The 18381-nt window shown below is 46.2% G+C and carries 17 protein-coding genes; 12 read left to right on the forward strand and 5 right to left on the reverse strand.

Going from position 1 to position 18381, the window contains the following annotated elements; genetic code table 11:
* The first annotated feature begins 6 nt into the window (after positions 1-6).
* Complete coding sequence (locus BM257_RS11440) at positions 7-1350, forward strand: YihY/virulence factor BrkB family protein (protein WP_092072666.1); 1344 nt, start codon at positions 7-9, stop codon at positions 1348-1350.
* Here BM257_RS11440 and recQ read toward each other — a convergent pair.
* Positions 1331-3154: a DNA helicase RecQ gene (gene recQ / locus BM257_RS11445; protein WP_092072669.1), complete on the reverse strand. Its 1824-nt coding sequence runs from the start codon at positions 3152-3154 to the stop codon at positions 1331-1333. The two genes, BM257_RS11440 and recQ, sit on opposite strands and share 20 nt — an antisense overlap.
* A gap of 132 nt (positions 3155-3286) precedes the next feature.
* On the opposite strand from recQ, the gene BM257_RS11450 reads away from it, so the two are divergent.
* The 10 genes from BM257_RS11450 (at position 3287) to BM257_RS11495 (ending at position 14225) form a co-directional block, all read left to right on the forward strand.
* Positions 3287-3757, forward strand: a complete 471-nt coding sequence (locus tag BM257_RS11450) for a helix-turn-helix domain-containing protein (RefSeq protein WP_092072672.1) — start codon at positions 3287-3289, stop codon at positions 3755-3757.
* Positions 3750-5693, forward strand: a complete 1944-nt coding sequence (locus BM257_RS11455; RefSeq protein ID WP_092072675.1) for a dipeptidyl-peptidase 3 family protein — start codon at positions 3750-3752, stop codon at positions 5691-5693. Before BM257_RS11450 ends, BM257_RS11455 begins: the two co-directional genes overlap by 8 nt.
* A complete protein-coding gene (locus tag BM257_RS11460) occupies positions 5690-6310 on the forward strand; it encodes a DNA alkylation repair protein (RefSeq protein WP_092072678.1) in 621 nt (206 codons plus the stop codon). Before BM257_RS11455 ends, BM257_RS11460 begins: the two co-directional genes overlap by 4 nt.
* Positions 6311-6375: 65 nt before the next feature.
* Positions 6376-6876 (forward strand): Fur family transcriptional regulator, encoded by a 501-nt coding sequence (locus BM257_RS11465; protein ID WP_092072681.1) that lies wholly within the window; start codon positions 6376-6378, stop codon positions 6874-6876.
* Positions 6873-8144, forward strand: coding sequence for an adenylosuccinate synthase (locus BM257_RS11470; protein ID WP_092072684.1), 1272 nt, complete (start codon positions 6873-6875; stop codon positions 8142-8144). Before BM257_RS11465 ends, BM257_RS11470 begins: the two co-directional genes overlap by 4 nt.
* Positions 8145-9503: a histidine--tRNA ligase gene (gene hisS / locus BM257_RS11475; RefSeq protein ID WP_092072687.1), complete on the forward strand. Its 1359-nt coding sequence runs from the start codon at positions 8145-8147 to the stop codon at positions 9501-9503.
* Complete coding sequence (locus BM257_RS11480) at positions 9500-10318, forward strand: rhamnogalacturonan acetylesterase (protein WP_092072690.1); 819 nt, start codon at positions 9500-9502, stop codon at positions 10316-10318. The genes hisS and BM257_RS11480 overlap by 4 nt, the downstream gene beginning before the upstream one ends.
* Before the next feature lie 5 nt (positions 10319-10323).
* The gene (locus tag BM257_RS11485) at positions 10324-10806 is read left to right on the forward strand and encodes a hypothetical protein (protein ID WP_092072693.1); all 483 of its coding nucleotides are present in this window, start codon (positions 10324-10326) and stop codon (positions 10804-10806) included.
* A 5-nt stretch (positions 10807-10811) separates the two neighbouring features.
* Positions 10812-11531, forward strand: a complete 720-nt coding sequence (locus BM257_RS11490; protein ID WP_255405823.1) for a flavin reductase family protein — start codon at positions 10812-10814, stop codon at positions 11529-11531.
* 870 nt (positions 11532-12401) lie between these two features.
* Positions 12402-14225, forward strand: a complete 1824-nt coding sequence (locus tag BM257_RS11495) for a hypothetical protein (protein WP_092072699.1) — start codon at positions 12402-12404, stop codon at positions 14223-14225.
* Between the two features lie 150 nt (positions 14226-14375).
* Here the strand turns inward: BM257_RS11495 and BM257_RS11500 are convergent, their stop codons facing one another.
* Positions 14376-15479, reverse strand: coding sequence for an AAA family ATPase (locus BM257_RS11500; RefSeq protein ID WP_092072702.1), 1104 nt, complete (start codon positions 15477-15479; stop codon positions 14376-14378).
* Positions 15480-16042: 563 nt separating this feature from the next.
* Between BM257_RS11500 and aldA the strand changes: the two genes are divergently transcribed.
* Entirely contained in the window at positions 16043-17482 is a 1440-nt protein-coding gene (gene aldA, locus BM257_RS11505; RefSeq protein WP_092072981.1) for an aldehyde dehydrogenase, read from the forward strand.
* A gap of 108 nt (positions 17483-17590) precedes the next feature.
* Here the strand turns inward: aldA and rpmA are convergent, their stop codons facing one another.
* The 3 genes from rpmA to BM257_RS14910 are packed head-to-tail and all read right to left on the reverse strand — an operon-like array spanning position 17591 to position 18355.
* Complete coding sequence (gene rpmA, locus BM257_RS11510; protein WP_092072705.1) at positions 17591-17848, reverse strand: 50S ribosomal protein L27; 258 nt, start codon at positions 17846-17848, stop codon at positions 17591-17593.
* Between the two features lie 19 nt (positions 17849-17867).
* The gene (gene rplU / locus BM257_RS11515) at positions 17868-18185 is read right to left on the reverse strand and encodes a 50S ribosomal protein L21 (RefSeq protein ID WP_092072707.1); all 318 of its coding nucleotides are present in this window, start codon (positions 18183-18185) and stop codon (positions 17868-17870) included.
* A 14-nt stretch (positions 18186-18199) separates the two neighbouring features.
* Positions 18200-18355, reverse strand: a complete 156-nt coding sequence (locus BM257_RS14910) for a hypothetical protein (protein ID WP_177216102.1) — start codon at positions 18353-18355, stop codon at positions 18200-18202.
* Positions 18356-18381 lie beyond the last annotated feature (26 nt).

Genomic DNA, 18381 nt, shown 5'->3' on the forward strand with positions numbered 1-18381 from the left:
AAGACTATGGCAGACATTATAAGAAAGATCACGTATTTTTTTGAGACAGGTATGTGGAGGATTACCAAGAACGAGGTGTCCCCTGTCACATTCCTGATGGTGGAAATCCTGAAAAAATTAGTGATAGCCATCCGTTTCTTTATCTCAAAGAGAGTGATGACCAGGGCTGCCGCCCTCACTTATAGCACATTGCTCGCAATTGTACCGATTGTGGCTGTTGTCTTTGCCATTGCCCGTGGCTTTGGATATAGTAAATATATCGAGATATGGTTCAGGGACGCATTTAAGTCACAGCCTCAGGCTGCAGACACCATCATCGGTTTCGTAAATAGTTACCTGGTCCATACTAAGAGTGGTATTTTCCTGGGAGTGGGTCTGTTGTTCATGCTTTATACAGTACTGATGCTGGTAAGTAATGTGGAAGATGCCTTCAATGAAATATGGCAAGTGACAAAACCTCGCAGTATCTTTCGTACGTTCACGGATTATATGGCGATGTTTTTCTGCTTTCCCATCATCATCGTTGTAACCTCAGGTATCTCTATCTTTATGGCGACGATTGCGGACTCCATGCCAAACTATTTGATGCTTGGTCCTGTTATCCGCTTCCTCATAGACTTGAGCCCTTATGTGCTGATGTCCTTGTTGTTTATCGTCCTCTACACCTTTATGCCCAACACCCATGTGAAGGCAAAACATGTGATCATACCTGGTATCCTGGCTGGTATCGCCATGCAAGGACTGCAGTTCTTTTATATTCACTCTCAGATGTTCCTCTCTGGCTATAACGCCATCTACGGGTCGTTTGCAGCCCTCCCGTTGTTTATGCTCTGGGTACAGATCTCATGGACTATCTGTTTGTTTGGCGCAGAGCTTTGTTATGCGAACCAATATTTGGATTATTACGATTTTGACGCTAATACCAACGAGATCAGTTATCGCTATCGAGTCATGATGTGTGCCCTGCTGATGAGTTGTATCTGCCGACGTTTCGCAGAGGGAGGAAAACCCTATTCTGCCTCACATCTTCGCTATGAGACGGGAATCCCTATTCGTATTGTCAACGACCTGTTGGTGGAATTGATGAATGCGGAGCTAATAGTGGAACTCACTAGTGATGAGAAGGGTGAAACTTCCCGGTTTCTGCCAGCAGAGGATATTAACAACCTTACGTTAGGGACGATGATTGACCGCATACAGTCCTATGGACAGTGGAAATTGAATTTAGATCTGGCTGGACAGTTTTCTGAGAAATGGGGAAAAGCGATGGAACTTCGTTCCAATTACCTCCATGCCCTACGGGATATCAAGTTGCAAGACTTGCGTCCCCTTATACAAACTTCTGAATAAGGGCAATAAAGCGAAGTCCGTATTTCTGCTTCTTGAATTCCCCTATACCTTGTATGTAACCAAATGTCTCTAGTGTGGTAGGCTTAATCATTGCAAGGGAGTGCAACACCTTGTCGCTGAAGACAATATAGGGTGGGAAGTTCTCTTCGTCAGCACACTGTCGGCGAAGCGTACGAAGTGCCTCGAAAAGTTGTTTGTCCTCCACACCTGTCGTTTCCGGCAGACCAGGGATTGTTATCGTGGGAATCTGTAAATGCAGCCTACGTTTGGGCTTGAGTGTTTCTTTTACAGTATGATCTAACTCACATAACTCAGCCCGCTTCCTCCCATATAGGATGTCATAGCCGCTGTCTGTGATCTTCACGATATTACTTTGGTCGTAGGCAATCTCAATGAATCCCATCTGCAACATCTGTAATAGATAGTCTTGCCAGTCGTTGGTGGACAATGCCTTGCCGACGCCAAAAGTTTTCAATTGATTATATCCCTTCCGTCTGACAGTAGGGGAAGCTATTCCTTTAAGAATCTCTACAATTGTTGCCGTTCGTATGCTCTCATCAGTACGTTTGACTGCACTTAGAGCCATTTGGATATATTCCGTACCGTCAAAACGATGTGGTGGATTCTCGCATACATCACAATTGTCACAATCGTAATCACGTTGCTCTCCGAAATAATTTAACAAAATACGACGCCGGCAAACATTTGATTCCGCATATTTCCGCATTTGATGAAGTTTGTCGAGATTGATCTCTTTCTGACCACTATCCTTGGCGAATTGCGACAACTGGACAACATCCGCAAGAGAGTAGAACAGGATCGTGTCAGCAGGGGCTCCGTCACGCCCGGCACGACCGATTTCTTGATAAAAACTCTCAATGCTTTTTGGCAGGTTATAATGAATCACCCAACGCACATTACTTTTGTCTATTCCCATACCAAAAGCGATGGTCGCACAGATGACCTGTACGTCATCACGCTGAAACCTCAGTTGGGCAACATCCCTGTCGTGTTGTGTAAGTCCGGCATGATATATAGAACAACGTATTCCTTTTTCACTCAGAAATTTAGCTATTTTCTCTGTAGTTTTTCTACTAAGACAATATATGATACCACTCTCTAAGGGACGTGCTTTGATGAAGTTTAAAATGTAATTGTCTTTTTCCTTAGTGGCGTACCCTCGCTTGACTGTAAGACTGAGGTTGGGACGATCGAAACTAGAGATAAATATCTGAGGGTCCTGTAGTTGAAGTTGTGTGATAATATCATTCCGCGTAATCTTATCAGCGGTAGCCGTCAATGCTACGATAGGAACTTGAGGAAACTCTTGGTGAAGGATGTTCAACTGTGTATACTCAGGACGGAAGTCATGTCCCCACTGACTAATACAATGGGCTTCATCAATGGCAAACAAAGATATGTTCATGTTTCTTAACAAAAACATGGATTCTGCCAATAATTTCTCAGGAGAAATGTAGAGTAATTTCAGTGTTCCGTCAAGACATTTCCTTCTGACGACCGTGTCAGCACTGAAATCATTACCACTATTTAATGCGGCAGCCTCAATTCCATTGATCCTCAAACTCTCCACTTGGTCTTTCATCAGACTGATTAATGGAGAAATGATAACAGCGGTACCCTGCATGGCTATTGCGGGAATCTGATAACATAGACTTTTACCACCTCCTGTTGGCATCAAGACAAGACAATCACGTTTTTGCAGAACAGTGTTGATAATTTCCTCCTGATTTGAGCGAAAGGAATCATAGCCGAAATAGCTTTTTAGAATCGTTTTTGGGTCCATTTTTGTTGTTTTGGGAACAAAATTAATAAATATTTTCAAAAAAACTGTTGAGAAATTGTGTAATATTGATTTTTTTTACTATATTTGCAGTGTAAAAACAAAATAATCACTCTGTTACAATTAATTACTCGTATGGCAAAGTATAATATTTCTGAAAGGAAGGAAAAGGAAGCAGCGTATAGGACGCTGGTTAATCCTCAACTCATGGACAACCTGAAAGGGCGGATCCTTGACATTATTGTCATGCAGAAGAAATACAAAGACAAGGATTATTCTGCTAAAAAGCTGGCAGAGGATCTGGGTACCAACACCCGATACATCTCTGCTGTGGTGAGTGTTCAGTTTCATATGAACTACACGTCGTTTGTGAACAAGTTCCGCATTGAGGAGGCGATGACCATTATGGTGGACAAGCGCTATCAAGAGCTGACGATGGAAGAGGTGAGTGACATGGTCGGTTTTGCGAACCGGCAGTCGTTCTATGCCTCTTTTTATAAGTTCATGAACATGACACCTCGTGAGTATCGCATGAAACATTTTGAAAATCATCCTTCTCAAAAGGTTAAACGTACGAAATCTAAAACGAGAAAACAGTATGTTTGATTATTCTGACGAACGCTTCGCCGACCTTCAACTGCTCAGATACCAGTTACCTGGTTTTGAGCAGTTATCTTTGTCACAAAAACGATATATATATGCATTGTCCCAAGCTACCTTATATGGTCGCGACATCACTTTTGACCAGTTTGGCAAACATCATCTGCGTATTCGTAAGATGTTGGAGACAATCTATACGACAACAGGTATCGACCATGATACCGACGAATTCAAAGCTTTGGAGATCTATCTGAAAAGGATATGGTTCTCCAATGGTATCTATCACCATTATGGTTGCGAAAAATTCCAGCCTGGTTTCTCAGAAGACTATCTCAAGGATGTCATCAGTCAGATACCTGTTAATAAGTTGCCTTTGAGACAGGATGAGACGATAGAGGCTCTCTGTGAGGAGCTCTTTCCTGTGATCTTTGATCCTGTAGTGGCTCCCAAACGGGTTAACAAAAATGATGGGGAAGACTTGGTGACAACATCCTCCTGTAACTTCTATCAGGATGTTAGTCAGCAGGAAGCAGAGGAATTCTATCAGCGGCAGAAAGAGCAATATCATGGCGAGGAGCCTCCTTCCTTCGGACTGAACTCCACCTTGGTCAAACACAATGGTCAGATATATGAAGAGGTGTGGCATGTCGGTGGAAGATATACGAAAGCGATAGAAAAAATCGTCTATTGGTTGGAGGAGGCTAAGCGATTCGCTGAGAACAAGCACCAAGAGCGTATCATTGACCATTTAGTCAATTATTACCGGACGGGTGATCTGCAGAGTTTTAATACCTATTGTAAAGAATGGGTGAGCGAGCATGAGGGGAGGATAGATTTCGTAAATGGATTTATTGAGGTCTATGGTGACCCTCTGGGATTGAAAGGATCTTGGGAAGGTATCGTTGAGTACAAAGACCTGGAAGCGACCAAACGTACCCAGACCATCAGTCAGAACGCCCAATGGTTTGAGGATCATTCACCCGTTGACCCTCGTTTCCGCAAAAAAGAAGTAAAGGGTGTCACCGCCAATGTGATATGTGCGGCAATGCTGGGAGGCGACGAGTATCCCTCCACCGCTATCGGCATTAATCTTCCTAATGCAGACTGGATAAGGGCAGAGTATGGAAGTAAGAGTATCACGATCAGCAATATCACTGACGCTTATAACAAAGCTGCTCACGGTAATGGTTTTAAAGAGGAGTTTGTCATTGACAAGGAAACATTGTTGATGATAGAAAAATATGGGGATATCTGTGATGACCTCCATACAGACCTGCATGAATGTCTTGGGCATGGAAGCGGTCAGCTGCTGCCTGGTACGGATCCAGATGCTTTGAAAGCTTACGGCAATACGATAGAAGAGGCACGGGCGGACCTCTTCGGTCTCTATTATATTGCAGACAAGAAACTGGTGGAACTTGGACTGACTCCAGACGACGAAGCTTATCAGTCACAATACTACACCTATATTATGAATGGGTTACTGACACAGTTGATTCGTATACAACCCGGTAACCAGATAGAGGAAGCCCACATGAGGAACCGTGCGTTGATCGCCCATTGGTGTTACGAGAACGGGGACACCATATCCTTAGTAAAAAAAGACGGTAAAACCTTTGTGAGAATTCGTGATTATCGTGAGCTACGCCAGTTGTTCGCGACACTCCTGGCAGAGATACAACGCATAAAAAGCGAGGGAGATTACGAAGCGGCACGTCAGTTGGTGGAGCGATATGCGGTCAATATTGACCCTGTTATCCATCAGGAGATACTGGAACGTTATCAACGTCTGAACCTGGCACCCTATAAAGGTTTTATCAATCCCAAATTGATACCGGTGAGGGATGCCTTCGGTAATATCACAGATATAAAAGTCGACTACACGGAAGGATATGCAGAGCAGATGCTACGCTATAGTACAGAGTATGGTACATTGATATGAGAGAGAACATTCAAGAGCAAGTCAAGGAGATCAAACAGTCTTTCCGCCTGCTGATGGACGGTCAAACGGCACAGTCCATGCGCGAGAAAGGAGTTGAGTACAAACTTAACTGGGGGGCTGCGATACCCATGCTTCAGGAGAAAGCAAGGGAGATAGGGAAAGATTATGATCTTGCCATAGAACTCTGGAAAGCGGATGTGCGGGAATGTAAGATCCTCGCTACGATGATTATGCCGGCAGAGAAAATGCTGCCGGAAATTGTAGACATCTGGATGGAACAGACCATCTCACAGGAGATAGCGGAGCAGGCAGCTTTTAATCTATATCAGTATCTTCCCTTTGCCGCAGAGAAAGCTTTCCAATGGATGGCATCCGAGAAAGAGTTATATCAATTATGTGGGTTCCATATACTGACTCGTTTGTTTATGAATAAGCAGAAACCTAACGAGAGAGGGATCAATGAGTTCATTGACCAGGCATTGGCAGCTTTGCAAAGTCCCGCTATAAGTGTGAGGAAAGCCGCCATGCAGTGTATGATACGCTTTGCGGAACTGGGACTCGTTTATGAGCGAATGGCTAAAAGTGCGCTTAAAAGTCTTAATTTAGAACTTTTTTAAATTATTAATTCCTTTTTCTGAATAAAATATTGTAATTTTGTGCGGTTTTAGGTATTAATGTATTTATGAAAGAAAGCGTAAGGACAATAGTCAGACAGATTCTGACGAATTATCTGGAGATGAATAATCACCGGAAAACGCCTGAGCGATATGCCATACTAGATGCGATTTATGATATAAACGGTCATTTTACCCTTGAGCAACTTAGTGATAATCTCGCCAAGGAGAATAAGTTTCCAGTCAGTCGTGCCACTCTTTATAATACATTGAAATTATTTATGGAGTTACGATTGGTGATACGCCACCGTTTTCAAGGACAAACGAAATATGAGGCATGCTATGACAACAACAGTCATAGTCACCAGATATGCACCGTTTGTGGAAAAGTGACAGAGATAAAATCCCCACAGATATCTGAGACCATAGACAACATGCATCTGAAGCGTTTCCGCAAGGATGGCTATTCTCTGTATATCTATGGTATCTGCAGTACCTGTCAGGCTAAGATAACAAAGTGGAAAAGTAAGGAGAAAAATACAAAAACTCAAAATAAGAACAAAGAATGAATCAAGGAAAAGTTGATGTCCTGCTGGGCTTACAGTGGGGCGATGAGGGAAAAGGAAAGGTGGTTGACGTGTTGACACCACAGTATGATGTTGTTGCCCGTTTCCAAGGTGGTCCTAATGCGGGACACACACTGGAGTTCGAAGGACAGAAATACGTGCTTCGCAGTATCCCGTCCGGTATCTTCCAAGGTGATAAGGTCAACATCATCGGCAATGGTGTGGTGTTGGCTCCCGATTTGTTTATGGAGGAGGCGAAAGCCTTGGAGGCAAGTGGTCATGAGTTGAAAAGCAGACTGCATATTTCCAAGAAGGCTCATCTTATCATGCCTACCCATCGTGTCCTGGATGCGGCTTATGAAGCTCAGAAAGGAAAGAACAAAGTGGGAACGACAGGAAAGGGAATAGGACCTACCTATACGGATAAAGTAAGCCGTAACGGTTTGCGTGTCGGTGATATCCTCGAGAACTTTGAGGAGAAATATGCCAAGGCAAAGGCTCGTCATGAAGCGATTCTCAAGTCATTGAACTTTGACTACGACATTACAGAGGTTGAGAAGAAATGGCTGGAGGGTATTGCGTATTTACGTCAGTTCCCCATTGTCGATTCCGAGCATGAGATTAACAATCTGCTGAGGAGTGGCAAGAGTGTTCTCTGTGAGGGTGCTCAGGGTACGATGCTGGATATCGATTTCGGATCCTATCCCTTCGTGACCTCCTCCAACACTATCTGTGCGGGTGCTTGTACGGGATTAGGTATCGGTCCTAACAAGATCGGTGATGTCTATGGTATCATGAAAGCCTATTGTACCCGTGTCGGTGCCGGTCCCTTCCCCACAGAGCTCTTTGACGAGACAGGCAAGCGCATTCGTGACCTTGGTCATGAGTATGGTGCTGTGACAGGTCGTGAGCGCCGTTGTGGATGGATTGACTTGATCGCGCTGAAATACTCTATCATGGTGAACGGTGTTACCCAGTTGATTATGATGAAGAGTGACGTGCTGGACGACTTCGATACGATCAAGGCGTGTGTCGCCTATAAACAGAATGGTACTGAGATTGACTATTTCCCATATAATATTGAGGAGGGAATCGAACCCGTCTTCAAGGAACTCCCGGGATGGAAGACGGATATGACATCGTTTACCAGTGAGGAGCAGTTCCCACAGGCATTCAAAGACTATATCAAATTCCTGGAGGACTTCTTGGAGACTCCTATTAAGATTATCTCTATCGGTCCGGACAGAGCACAAACAATTGTAAGAAAGTAAATGGCACAGAAACCAAGTATACCTAAGGGAACGCGCGATTTCGGACCCGTCGAGATGGCAAAGCGTAACTATATCTTCAATACGATTCGTGAGGTATATGCTTTATATGGGTTCCAGCAGATCGAGACACCTGCTATGGAGACCTTGCAGACCTTGATGGGGAAATACGGAGAAGAGGGGGATAAGCTGCTCTTCAAAGTACTGAATAGTGGAGACTTCATGAGTAAGGTGACAGAACAGGAACTACAGGAACGTAACTCCCTGCACCTTGCTGCCAAGCTCTGTGAGAAAGGACTGCGTTACGATCTGACAGTACCCTTTGCCCGTTATGTGGTGATGCATCGGGAGGAGTTACAACTGCCTTTCAAGCGTTATCAGATACAACCTGTATGGCGGGCTGACCGTCCCCAGAAGGGTCGCTATCGTGAGTTCTACCAGTGTGATGCCGATGTGGTGGGCTCCGACTCCCTGCTGAATGAGGTGGAGCTGATGCAGATCGTGGACACTGTCTTCACTCGCTTTGGCATCCGTGTACAGATAAAGATCAATAATCGTAAGATATTGTCTGGTATTGCGGAAGTCATTGGCGCCGCTGATAAGATTGTCGACATCACTGTCGCCATCGATAAGCTCGACAAGATTGGTATTGACAATGTCAATGCGGAACTGCGTGAGGATGGTCTCACTGAGGATCAGATCACGAGACTCCAGCCTATCATTTCCTTGTCGGGTACGAATGATGAGAAACTGCAGACCATCGCGAAGGTGCTTAGTGGCAGCGAGACAGGACTGAAGGGTGTCGAGGAGACGCAGTATATCTTGGATGTCCTCAAGTCTGTCGGTTTGAGAAATGAGATCCAGCTGGACCTGACACTGGCTCGTGGACTGAACTACTATACGGGTGCTATCTTCGAGGTGAAGGCTCTGGACGTGGAGATGGGTAGTATCACTGGTGGCGGTCGTTACGACAACCTGACGGGTATCTTTGGAATGCCTGGGTTGAGTGGGGTAGGTATCTCCTTCGGTGCTGACCGCATCTATGATGTCCTCAACACGTTAGATCTCTATCCGAAGGACTCTATGACAGCCACACAGGTTCTCTTCATCAACTTCGGAGAGAAAGAGACTGCTTATTGCCTATCTATTATAAATAAGGTTCGCGCGCGAGGCATCCGGGCTGAGATCTACCCTGATACTGCCAAGATGAAGAAGCAGATGAGTTATGCTAACGCCAAGCAGATTCCCTTCGTCGCCCTCGCTGGAGAGAATGAGATGAAGGAAGGGAAGATCACTCTCAAGAATATGGAGACTGGTGAGCAACAGATGGTAACCCCAGAAGAACTGATAGCCAAGTTATGAGAAAGGTATTCATGGCATTGCTGGTCTTGGTGACACTGACCTCTCTGAAGCCGGACCGTCTGACGACTATTTTCGTGATAGGCGACTCGACAGCGGCTAAGAAGGACCTCTCTACCGGTTCGCCGGAAAGAGGGTGGGCGATGGCATTGCAGGAGTATTTCGACTCTACCTATATACGGGTTGACAATCATGCCGTCAACGGTCGTTCCTCTAAGAGCTTTATCGACGAGGGACGTTGGGACAAGGTGCTGTCACTGATCCGTCCCGGTGACTATGTCATCATCCAGTTTGGTCATAATGACGAGAAGGCACAGCCTGCCCGTCATACTGACCCGGGTTCCACCTTCGACTATAATCTTGCGAGATTTGTGCGTGAGACAAGGGAGAAAGGTGGCATCCCCGTCATCATGAATCCTGTCGTACGTCGTAACTTCGCTACGAAGACGGTGAAGAACGATGATGACGAGGCTTTGCGTAACACCACCTTCGCTGATGGCGCCAAGGTAACGGAGGGTGACTCTCTGATAGATACCCATAAGCTCTATGCTGTAGCTCCTCGTGATGTGGCAATGCGTATGAACGCACATTTTGTGGATGCCAATAGGATTACGCATGACCTGGAGCAGTCGCTGGGTGTGGAGGGCTCTAAGAAACTCCACATGTGGTATAAGCCCGGGGAGCATCCTGCTTTGCCGCAAGGTCGTCAGGACAATACACATTATAATATATATGGCGCCCATGTTGTGGCAGGACTCTTGTCTGACGCACTTGTCAAGGAGATACCTGTATTGGGGAAATATCATATTAAGAAGTAATTGTTATGGATGAGATGCTCCGACCAGTAAAGAAACCTAGTGGATGCTTGTCTTTCTTAGGATGGCTGTTGACGATAGGCAGCATACTCTTTATCGCCTTATGTATCGCTATGATCTTTGAGGGTGAGAAACACATGGATGAGCTTCGTGCGGAATATGCGGCATCGCAGGAAGAATATGAGAAGGCGATGGAAGTATATAACGCCGACTCCACTCATTTACAGCAAGAGTATCAGCGTATCCAAGCGATGATTGACAAGGCGGAGGAAGCTGGTGATACGGCATTGGTCACGGAGTTGAGCGATAGCTTGTCACTATATGCTGAGCCTGTGTATCAACGTCGTGGAGCCATCGGCTTCAACATTGCAGGAGCCTTCTTCTTTGTCTTTGCCCTCTGTGCCTGTGTCCCCTTGTTGATAGGTGTCATCCTTCTTGTCTATTATCATAGGCGTAAACAGAAATACAAACAACAAACTAAAATAATATAGTTGATATGAGACATTTAATGAGGATATCAGCCCTTGTGCTGACAGGTGCACTGCTCACTGCCTGTGGTAATAAGGAGCAGAAGAGTGAGACAGCCGTTAATGAGAACCCTGTCCAGGAGAAAGTCGAGGTAAAACAAGTGGAAGGTCGTAAGAACTTCAGTGACAAGGCTGTCATCACACCATTACCTGCCATCATGATTGCCACATGGGATGAGAACAAGAATCCTGATGTGATGATGGCTGCATGGGGTGGTCAGTGCGGTCCCAAACATATCACTTTCGTGCTCTCTAAACACAAGACGACGGACAATATCCGTCTGAAGAAGGCTTTCACCATCAGCTTCGCCTCGAAGGACGATATCGTGCAGAGTGACTATTTCGGCATCGTTTCTGGTAACGACGTTCCTGACAAGGTGGCAAAGGCTGGGTTCACCATCACACCGAGTCCTAATGTGGATGCCCCCATCATCAACGAGTATAAGCTGACACTGGAGTGCAAGGTGGTTACTTTTGAGGAAGACGACAAGGGTGGTGCCCGTGTGGTTGGTGAGATCGTCAACATGAGTGCCGACGAGAGCATCCTCGACGCAGAGGGTAATATCGACCTCGGCAAGCTTCAGCCTGTTATCTTCGACTCCTCCAAAGGTGAATACCGTGTGGTGGGTGAGAAAGTCGGTACAGCATGGGGCTCTGGAAAGTCTATTATTGAAAAAGAGGTGAAATAAGGATATAGATACTGCCATGACCCTATGAAGGCGGCACCTTCGACCCTTGAAGGTGCCGCCTTCGACCTAAGGAAGCGGCACCTTCGCAGGCAGGAGGTGCCGCCTTCGTAAAACACCCCTGTTAGATGCTTTTTATTCCGATATCTCCTATCTCAGTAAATTCACTGAATTTGGTGAGTAAATTCACTGAATTTACTGAGTAAACACACTGAATTTACTTTCATAGGAGATTCTTCCATATAAGGACAATTCGAAAAAAACTACTCCCCTTCTCCCGTCATGTGGCTCAAAGCCCGATAAATAAAGGGCGCAAGGCACGGGAGTAGTTGGCTGAACATCTCCCATACTACTCCCGTCTCTCATCATCTGCTCCTCCCTCGTCTCTGCGTTTACTTCAAAAAAGCAAGGGGTAGTCCAAGCGAAAAGGGACTAGTACGGGAGTAGTTGGAGCAACTATTCCCGTCTTGAAACGCCCTGTATATCGGTGTTTCAGAAGAAAAAGGGAGAAGGGGAGTAGTTTTTGCGAAATTCTTAAAACTTCTATGAAATCAGTTACCGACTGAAGCCCATTTTCATACCGACTAAAGCCCACTTTCATACCGATTAAGGGCTTTATTCGACCCGATTAAAGCCCTCATTCAAGTTAATTAAAGCCTTTATTTGCTAATCACCTTAACCATGAACCATGAATCCTGAACCCTTCACCCTGCCCCCTGACCCCAAATTTTGATGAGTACCTCTAAAGTCTAAAGCCCCCTCTTCCCAGTTCAATCTTTTAATATAAAAAAGAGTAGGGTAATGATGTGGTATTTTGCGGAATTTTTAGTATATTTGCCGTTGAAACATTACAAATACATAAATATTACGACTATGAGAAAGACGATCTTCGAGCTTTGGATGCTCATCCTGCCGGTGATTCTGGGCCTGGCATCGTGTACAGACAAGGAGGACTGCTCCATAATGATAACTGAGATTGACCCCGGAAGTGTGAACCAATTCGACCCCGAAATGCTGGCACCAATGGCGGGTTTATTCGTGGCACAGGACGTAGATGCCGACTTGAAACAGGCATTCGTTTGGGGGACCAACCCGGAATTAAGTGCTATGAACAATGTAGAAACAGCCGACGTGTATGTGTTGAACAAACTGACCGATATCAGCGAAGATGTATTGAGAAAAGTGCTCACGGAAGATCCTGATCAGAAACTCGTTTGTGTGGTCAATCCCGTCAAGGATGAGTTTGATGCTTACGCCATGAGCCACGAGTGGTTTGACATCGAGAGTGAATACATCGACAACTCTGTCTTCATTTACGGTTTCAATGGTGATGAAAGCCACTACTTCATCTACACACCCGAGAGCGACGAGGTGGGCGATCCCGTAGAGGAGAACATGAACCGTGCTCAGAACAACTATGTGATGATATCTGGCATGCTGTCAGACTATACCAAACGTGCCAATAAGAACGACAAAACCGATAGCGACAGCGGTTTACCCGACATGGAGCAATTTGCCTCGCACAATCACATTCAAGAAACGTGGAAAACCTCAGCCAATTGCACGTTCAGGCAATTGGCTGCCGGGTCGGATCCTGATGTTTTCAATGGCATTTTCACGCTGACCGCCACCTACGACATCTACACGGTACACGTTTACGAGGGCGAGCCAGGAGCGGGCGACTACTACGGTGTGAAGATGAATGCCAGCGTTGCCAGTGACAAAATGTGGAAGGGCAAAGGCTGGAACAGGCATGGAGGCACTCTTGTGCGCTGGTGCGGAGCCTACTGCAAGAACTTCATTGTCGAGTCGCACCTCATTTCAAATTTTTCGGTTGACGATGAAAGCTGGATGGAAGATACCAGCGACCACATCATATTCCCGGCAGGTGCGACGCCATCGCCATTAACGACGAACGGCACGACCACTGTAGAGAACAAGAACTCCTTCAGTCTGAAGTTGAGCCAAAGCATTGGCGGCACGAAAAAAAAGGAAAATGGGAGTGGAAGTTTAGAATTCGGTTTCAGCGAGGGCTGGGAGTGGAGCCACTCCGAGACACGTCAGATAAAAGACGTGGACGTTGTGAACGAGAAAAACAACGGCAACTGGGCACGCTGGCGCCTGCAGTTCAACAACCTGCCAGAGTTCAAGTGGAGCGAGGAGTACGGTTTCAACCTCAACAACAACCAGGCTGCCCGCGGCACAATGGACATCCAAACATCATGGATGTGGTATGATAAAAATGGAAAGGACAACGAAGACCGTGAGCCCTACACTCTCTGCACATGGCTGATGGGAGAATATGGGATTCAGAGCTTTGTCACAACAAAAGCTGACCTGAACGAAACTGTAATGACGAAGTCGAAAAGGTCCATCAAAAAGATGCCAAAGATTGTGAATACCACGGCTGGACGGCTGAAGATAGTTAATAACATGCCCGACGGCATAACCATATCGAACATCAAGGTCATCACAACCGACGGCAAAGAGGCAAGTGAATTTGAGTACACCGTACCCAACGGCGGCGAGAAGATACTGGGAGCCTACGATACTCACTACCAGTATATCGTAACCTTCGTGGGCAGGACGACGGACGGTCAGACCCGCAACTATAAATTCACGCTGAACCCGAGCATAAAACTCGACCACAAGACCATGGTCACTATTTATGCCGCCAGCGACTTCACTGCGCAGTAATTATTCCAATATCTCCTATGGGGGGTCCAATATCTCCTATGAGGAACATCAGGGACTGGTACCTGTCTCGTTTAATGGGAAAATTAGCTACGGTATAATCCAAAGAGCAGCAACAGATCAGAGTGTCCTCTGATCTGTTGCTGTGTTAGATTAGAAACCCACATGTGGTTTTGGTTTCGGAACGTCTATCGGCTGTACGTCAGCAGGTGTGATCGTGAAGCATTTCTTGATGGTCGGAGCATCCTCCGCAAAGGCATAGTTCACACAGCGTTTTGCATGTGCCAAGTAGATATGCTCCAAGAGATTCGCCACGAAGCGGGCATTGCCCCATGTGTTAGCGTCATGTCCGGCATAAGCCTCAGTCAGCAACGCCTTGTATTTCGCCTTTGCAGCACGAGTGAAGTGATATTTATACTCGTCCATCCTGCGAAGGGTTATCTCCATCAGCTCGTCGACGGTGAAGTCGGCAAACTCAAAACGGTTAGGAAACCGTGAGGCGAGTCCAGCGTTAAGGTCGAGCAGTTGTTGCATCGGCTCCTTGTAGCCACAGAGGACGATGGCGATGTCACGATGGTACTCGTTAGCGAGTATCTCCATCAACAACTGGATGACCATTTTGCCAGGATCGTTCGGATGGGGAGAGTTCAGCAGATAAGCCTCATCGATCATCAGTACGCCACCCTCAGCCATCTCCAGTACCTGTCGCACCGCTTTCTCCTCGTCGCCCCAGTTTGTTCCGAGGAATGTGCTACGGGTGCATATCACCACATGACCTTTGCTGAGTACCCCTACCTCTCTCAATAACGAGCCATAGATCTTACAGACGGTCGTCTTTCCCGTTCCCGGTTTTCCGAAGAAGATGGCATGCAGTGATACGTTATGCTCCTTCCATCCAGGGTTTCCCATTGCCATACAGCGATTATAAGTCGTGAACAGCAGCAAATCGCTAATCTGCTGTTTGATATTCTTACATCCCACCAGTTGATCCAGTTTCTTCCTAGGATTCCTGAGAGGTTTCAGGATTTCCACCTTCACCGTGTTTTTCTCGTTGAACTCCACCGAGCCCTCTGGAAAGTCTTCGAGGTTTATCTCCTCGTCCTCATCTTTCTCCTCGTCGTCTTCCTCCTCATCATTTAAAAAAGAGGTCGTTTCCTGATTGTCATTGTCATCATCCAATGCACTGTCCACGAACTCTTTCAATAACAAACTGAACTCATCATCCTCCATCATAGACTCTTGTGTTTTGTCACTCATAGTTAAATTAATCAATTAATGTTCATGAATAGGTATATCGTAGTCACTCCCCCTCAAGGGAGCGCATGAGAGAATAGTCCGCGATTTCAAAGAACGCTTTAAGCGAGCGAAGAGTCAAACTTGTTTGAACTCTTCCGAGTGTTGCGTTTTTCGAGCTTCAAGCTCAAAGAGCGCACAAATATCCACACACAGTGCTACACCATGTGCTGTATCTGACAGTTATTAAAATTTAGGTTATATTTCCTTTCCTTTCATATTTGCGGATGCAAAGATAGAAGAAATTCCAGTATGTTCCAAATGTTTTCCCAAGATTTTTTCGACTTTAACACTTTCCTATCTAAATAAATAAAATGATGTTCACAAGTAAAAGAGCAAAGTACCAAATAATATCTTGTTTTTTTTCTTTTGAGAGTTTACAAAGAATGGAAGAAAGGAGGTCGTTAATATTTTTTAAGGGCAATATGAATTGGTTTTATAGGGAAAAGGTGTATCTTTGTAAAATATAAAGAGGAAGATAGAGCCAAAGTAAAACATCTACTAATAATCACTAAAACTACACAATGATGAAAGACTTAAGAATGTACATTGACGGTCAGTTCTGCCAAAGCAGTAACGACCAGTGGATCGACGTGTTAAACCCCTCAACAGAGGAAGTCATCTCCCGTCAGCCTAACGGTACTATCGAGGATGTGAACCGTGCACTGGATGCGGCGCGTGCTGCCCAGAAAGGGTGGGCAAAGACTCCAGCCATCGAGCGTGCCGCCTGGCTTAAGAAACTAGCCAACGGCATCCGTGAGCGTCGTGAGGAGTTCATTGACATTATCATGCGTGAACAGGGAAAGACCATCACATGGGCTACCATCGAGGTTGACGTGACGGCAGAGTACTTTGACTATATGGCATCCTTCGCCCGTCATATCGAGGGGGAGATCATTCCCTCAGACCGTCCTAACGAGACGATCTTCCTCACCAAGAAACCCATAGGTGTCGTTGCCGGTATCCTCCCATGGAACTTCCCATTCTTCCTGATTGCCCGCAAGGCGGGTGCTGCCCTGATCGCCGGTTGTACCATCGTCATCAAACCCTCTCAGTTGACTCCGGAGAACTGTACGGTTTTCGGTGAGGTCGTCGATAAGGTCGGACTGCCGAAGGGTGTCATTAATATCGTGACAGGCAAGGGTAGTGTCATTGGTAACGAGATGGCTGGCTCTCCTAAGATTGACATTGTCAGTGTGACGGGATCGGTGGGTGCTGGTGAGAGTATCATGGCTGCCGCTTCCAAGAATATCACGAAGGTCAGTCTTGAGCTGGGTGGCAAGGCTCCTGCTATTGTCTGTAAGGATGCTGACTTGGAGAAGGCTGCCCAGTGGATTGTAGACTCCCGTATCGGTAACAATGGACAGATCTGTAACAACGCTGAGCGTGTATATGTCGACAAAGCCATCAAGAAGGAGTTCACTGATATCCTCGTCAAGAAGATGGAGGCTGTCAAGGTGGGTGATGTCTGCAAGGATCACACCGTAGACATGGGACCATTGGTAGAGGCTCGTGCCCTCGAGAGCGTCACCGAGAAGGTGGAACGTGCCATCAAACAGGGTGCCCGACTGCTTTGCGGCGGTCATCGGGTGGGGGACAAGGGCTACTTCTATGCTGCCACTGTCCTTGACAACTGTACCCAGGATATGGACATCATCCACGAGGAGACCTTCGGTCCCGTCATCCCGTTGGTGGAGTTCGACGGCATCGACCAGGCTATCCAGTGGGCTAACGACTGCGAATATGGTCTCGCATCCAGTGTCTTCACCAAGGATATTGATACCGCCACCCGTGTGGCTCGTGAGCTGGAGTTCGGTGAGACGTATATCAACCGTGAGCACTTCGAGGCGATGCAGGGCTTCCACGCCGGCGTGAAGAAGAGTGGTATCGGCGGCGCTGACGGAAAGCATGGTATTGAGGAATACCTCGTGACCCATGTCACTTACCTCGACACCCATTACGAGTAAGATCAGAACGAGTGACGCATAACGTCCTATAAAAGCAGAAATCCCAAACCTCGTGAGAGATTTGGGATTCTGTGTTTGTTTGGAGTAAAAATTTTGTTCTCGTCGGTGTTATGCCTCAGGGATTACTGAAACAACACTCTTATCACGCTTTCCCTTGTGGAACTGAACGGTTCCGTCAACGAGTGCAAAGAGAGTGTCATCCTTACCTATACCAACATTGTTACCGGGGTTGTGCTTAGAGCCACGCTGGCGAACAATAATGTTGCCTGCAACAACCTTCTGGCCACCGAAAATCTTAATGCCAAGTCGCTGTGAAGCTGACTCGCGGCCGTTCTTAGAACTACCTACACCTTTTTTATGTGCCATTTCTTGTTCCTCCTACGTTTTAAGCAATTACTGATTTAACTTCTACCTGTGTGTACTGCTGGCGATGTCCGTTCTTCTTGCGAGAGTCCTTACGACGCTTCATCTTGAAAACGATCACTTTCTCACCCTTAACGAGAGGGTTGATAACCTCACACACAACTTTTGCACCACTTACGGTGGGCGCACCTACCTGTACTGAACCATCATTGTCGACAAGCAGTACCTTGTCGAACTCAACAGTCTTACCGGCTTCCACATCCTTCATGTGGTTAACGAAGAGCTTCTTTCCTTGCTCTGCCTTGAACTGCTGACCGTTAATTTCTACAATTGCGTACATTGTTTTGTTATTGTTTAAACGGGTTTTTCCGCATGGCGCATGGCATTGTGCCACGACTTAACTGAGCCACCACGGACTAAATCGGCTGCAAAATTACTAAAAATATCTGAATCCACCAAGAAAAAAGGTAGAAAAAACAAAGCGATGACCCTCACAGGCAATCGCTTCATATCTTCAATAGGTATTAGTCCTTTTA

The organism is Prevotella sp. tf2-5 (assembly GCF_900115435.1).
Classification (GTDB): domain Bacteria; phylum Bacteroidota; class Bacteroidia; order Bacteroidales; family Bacteroidaceae; genus Prevotella.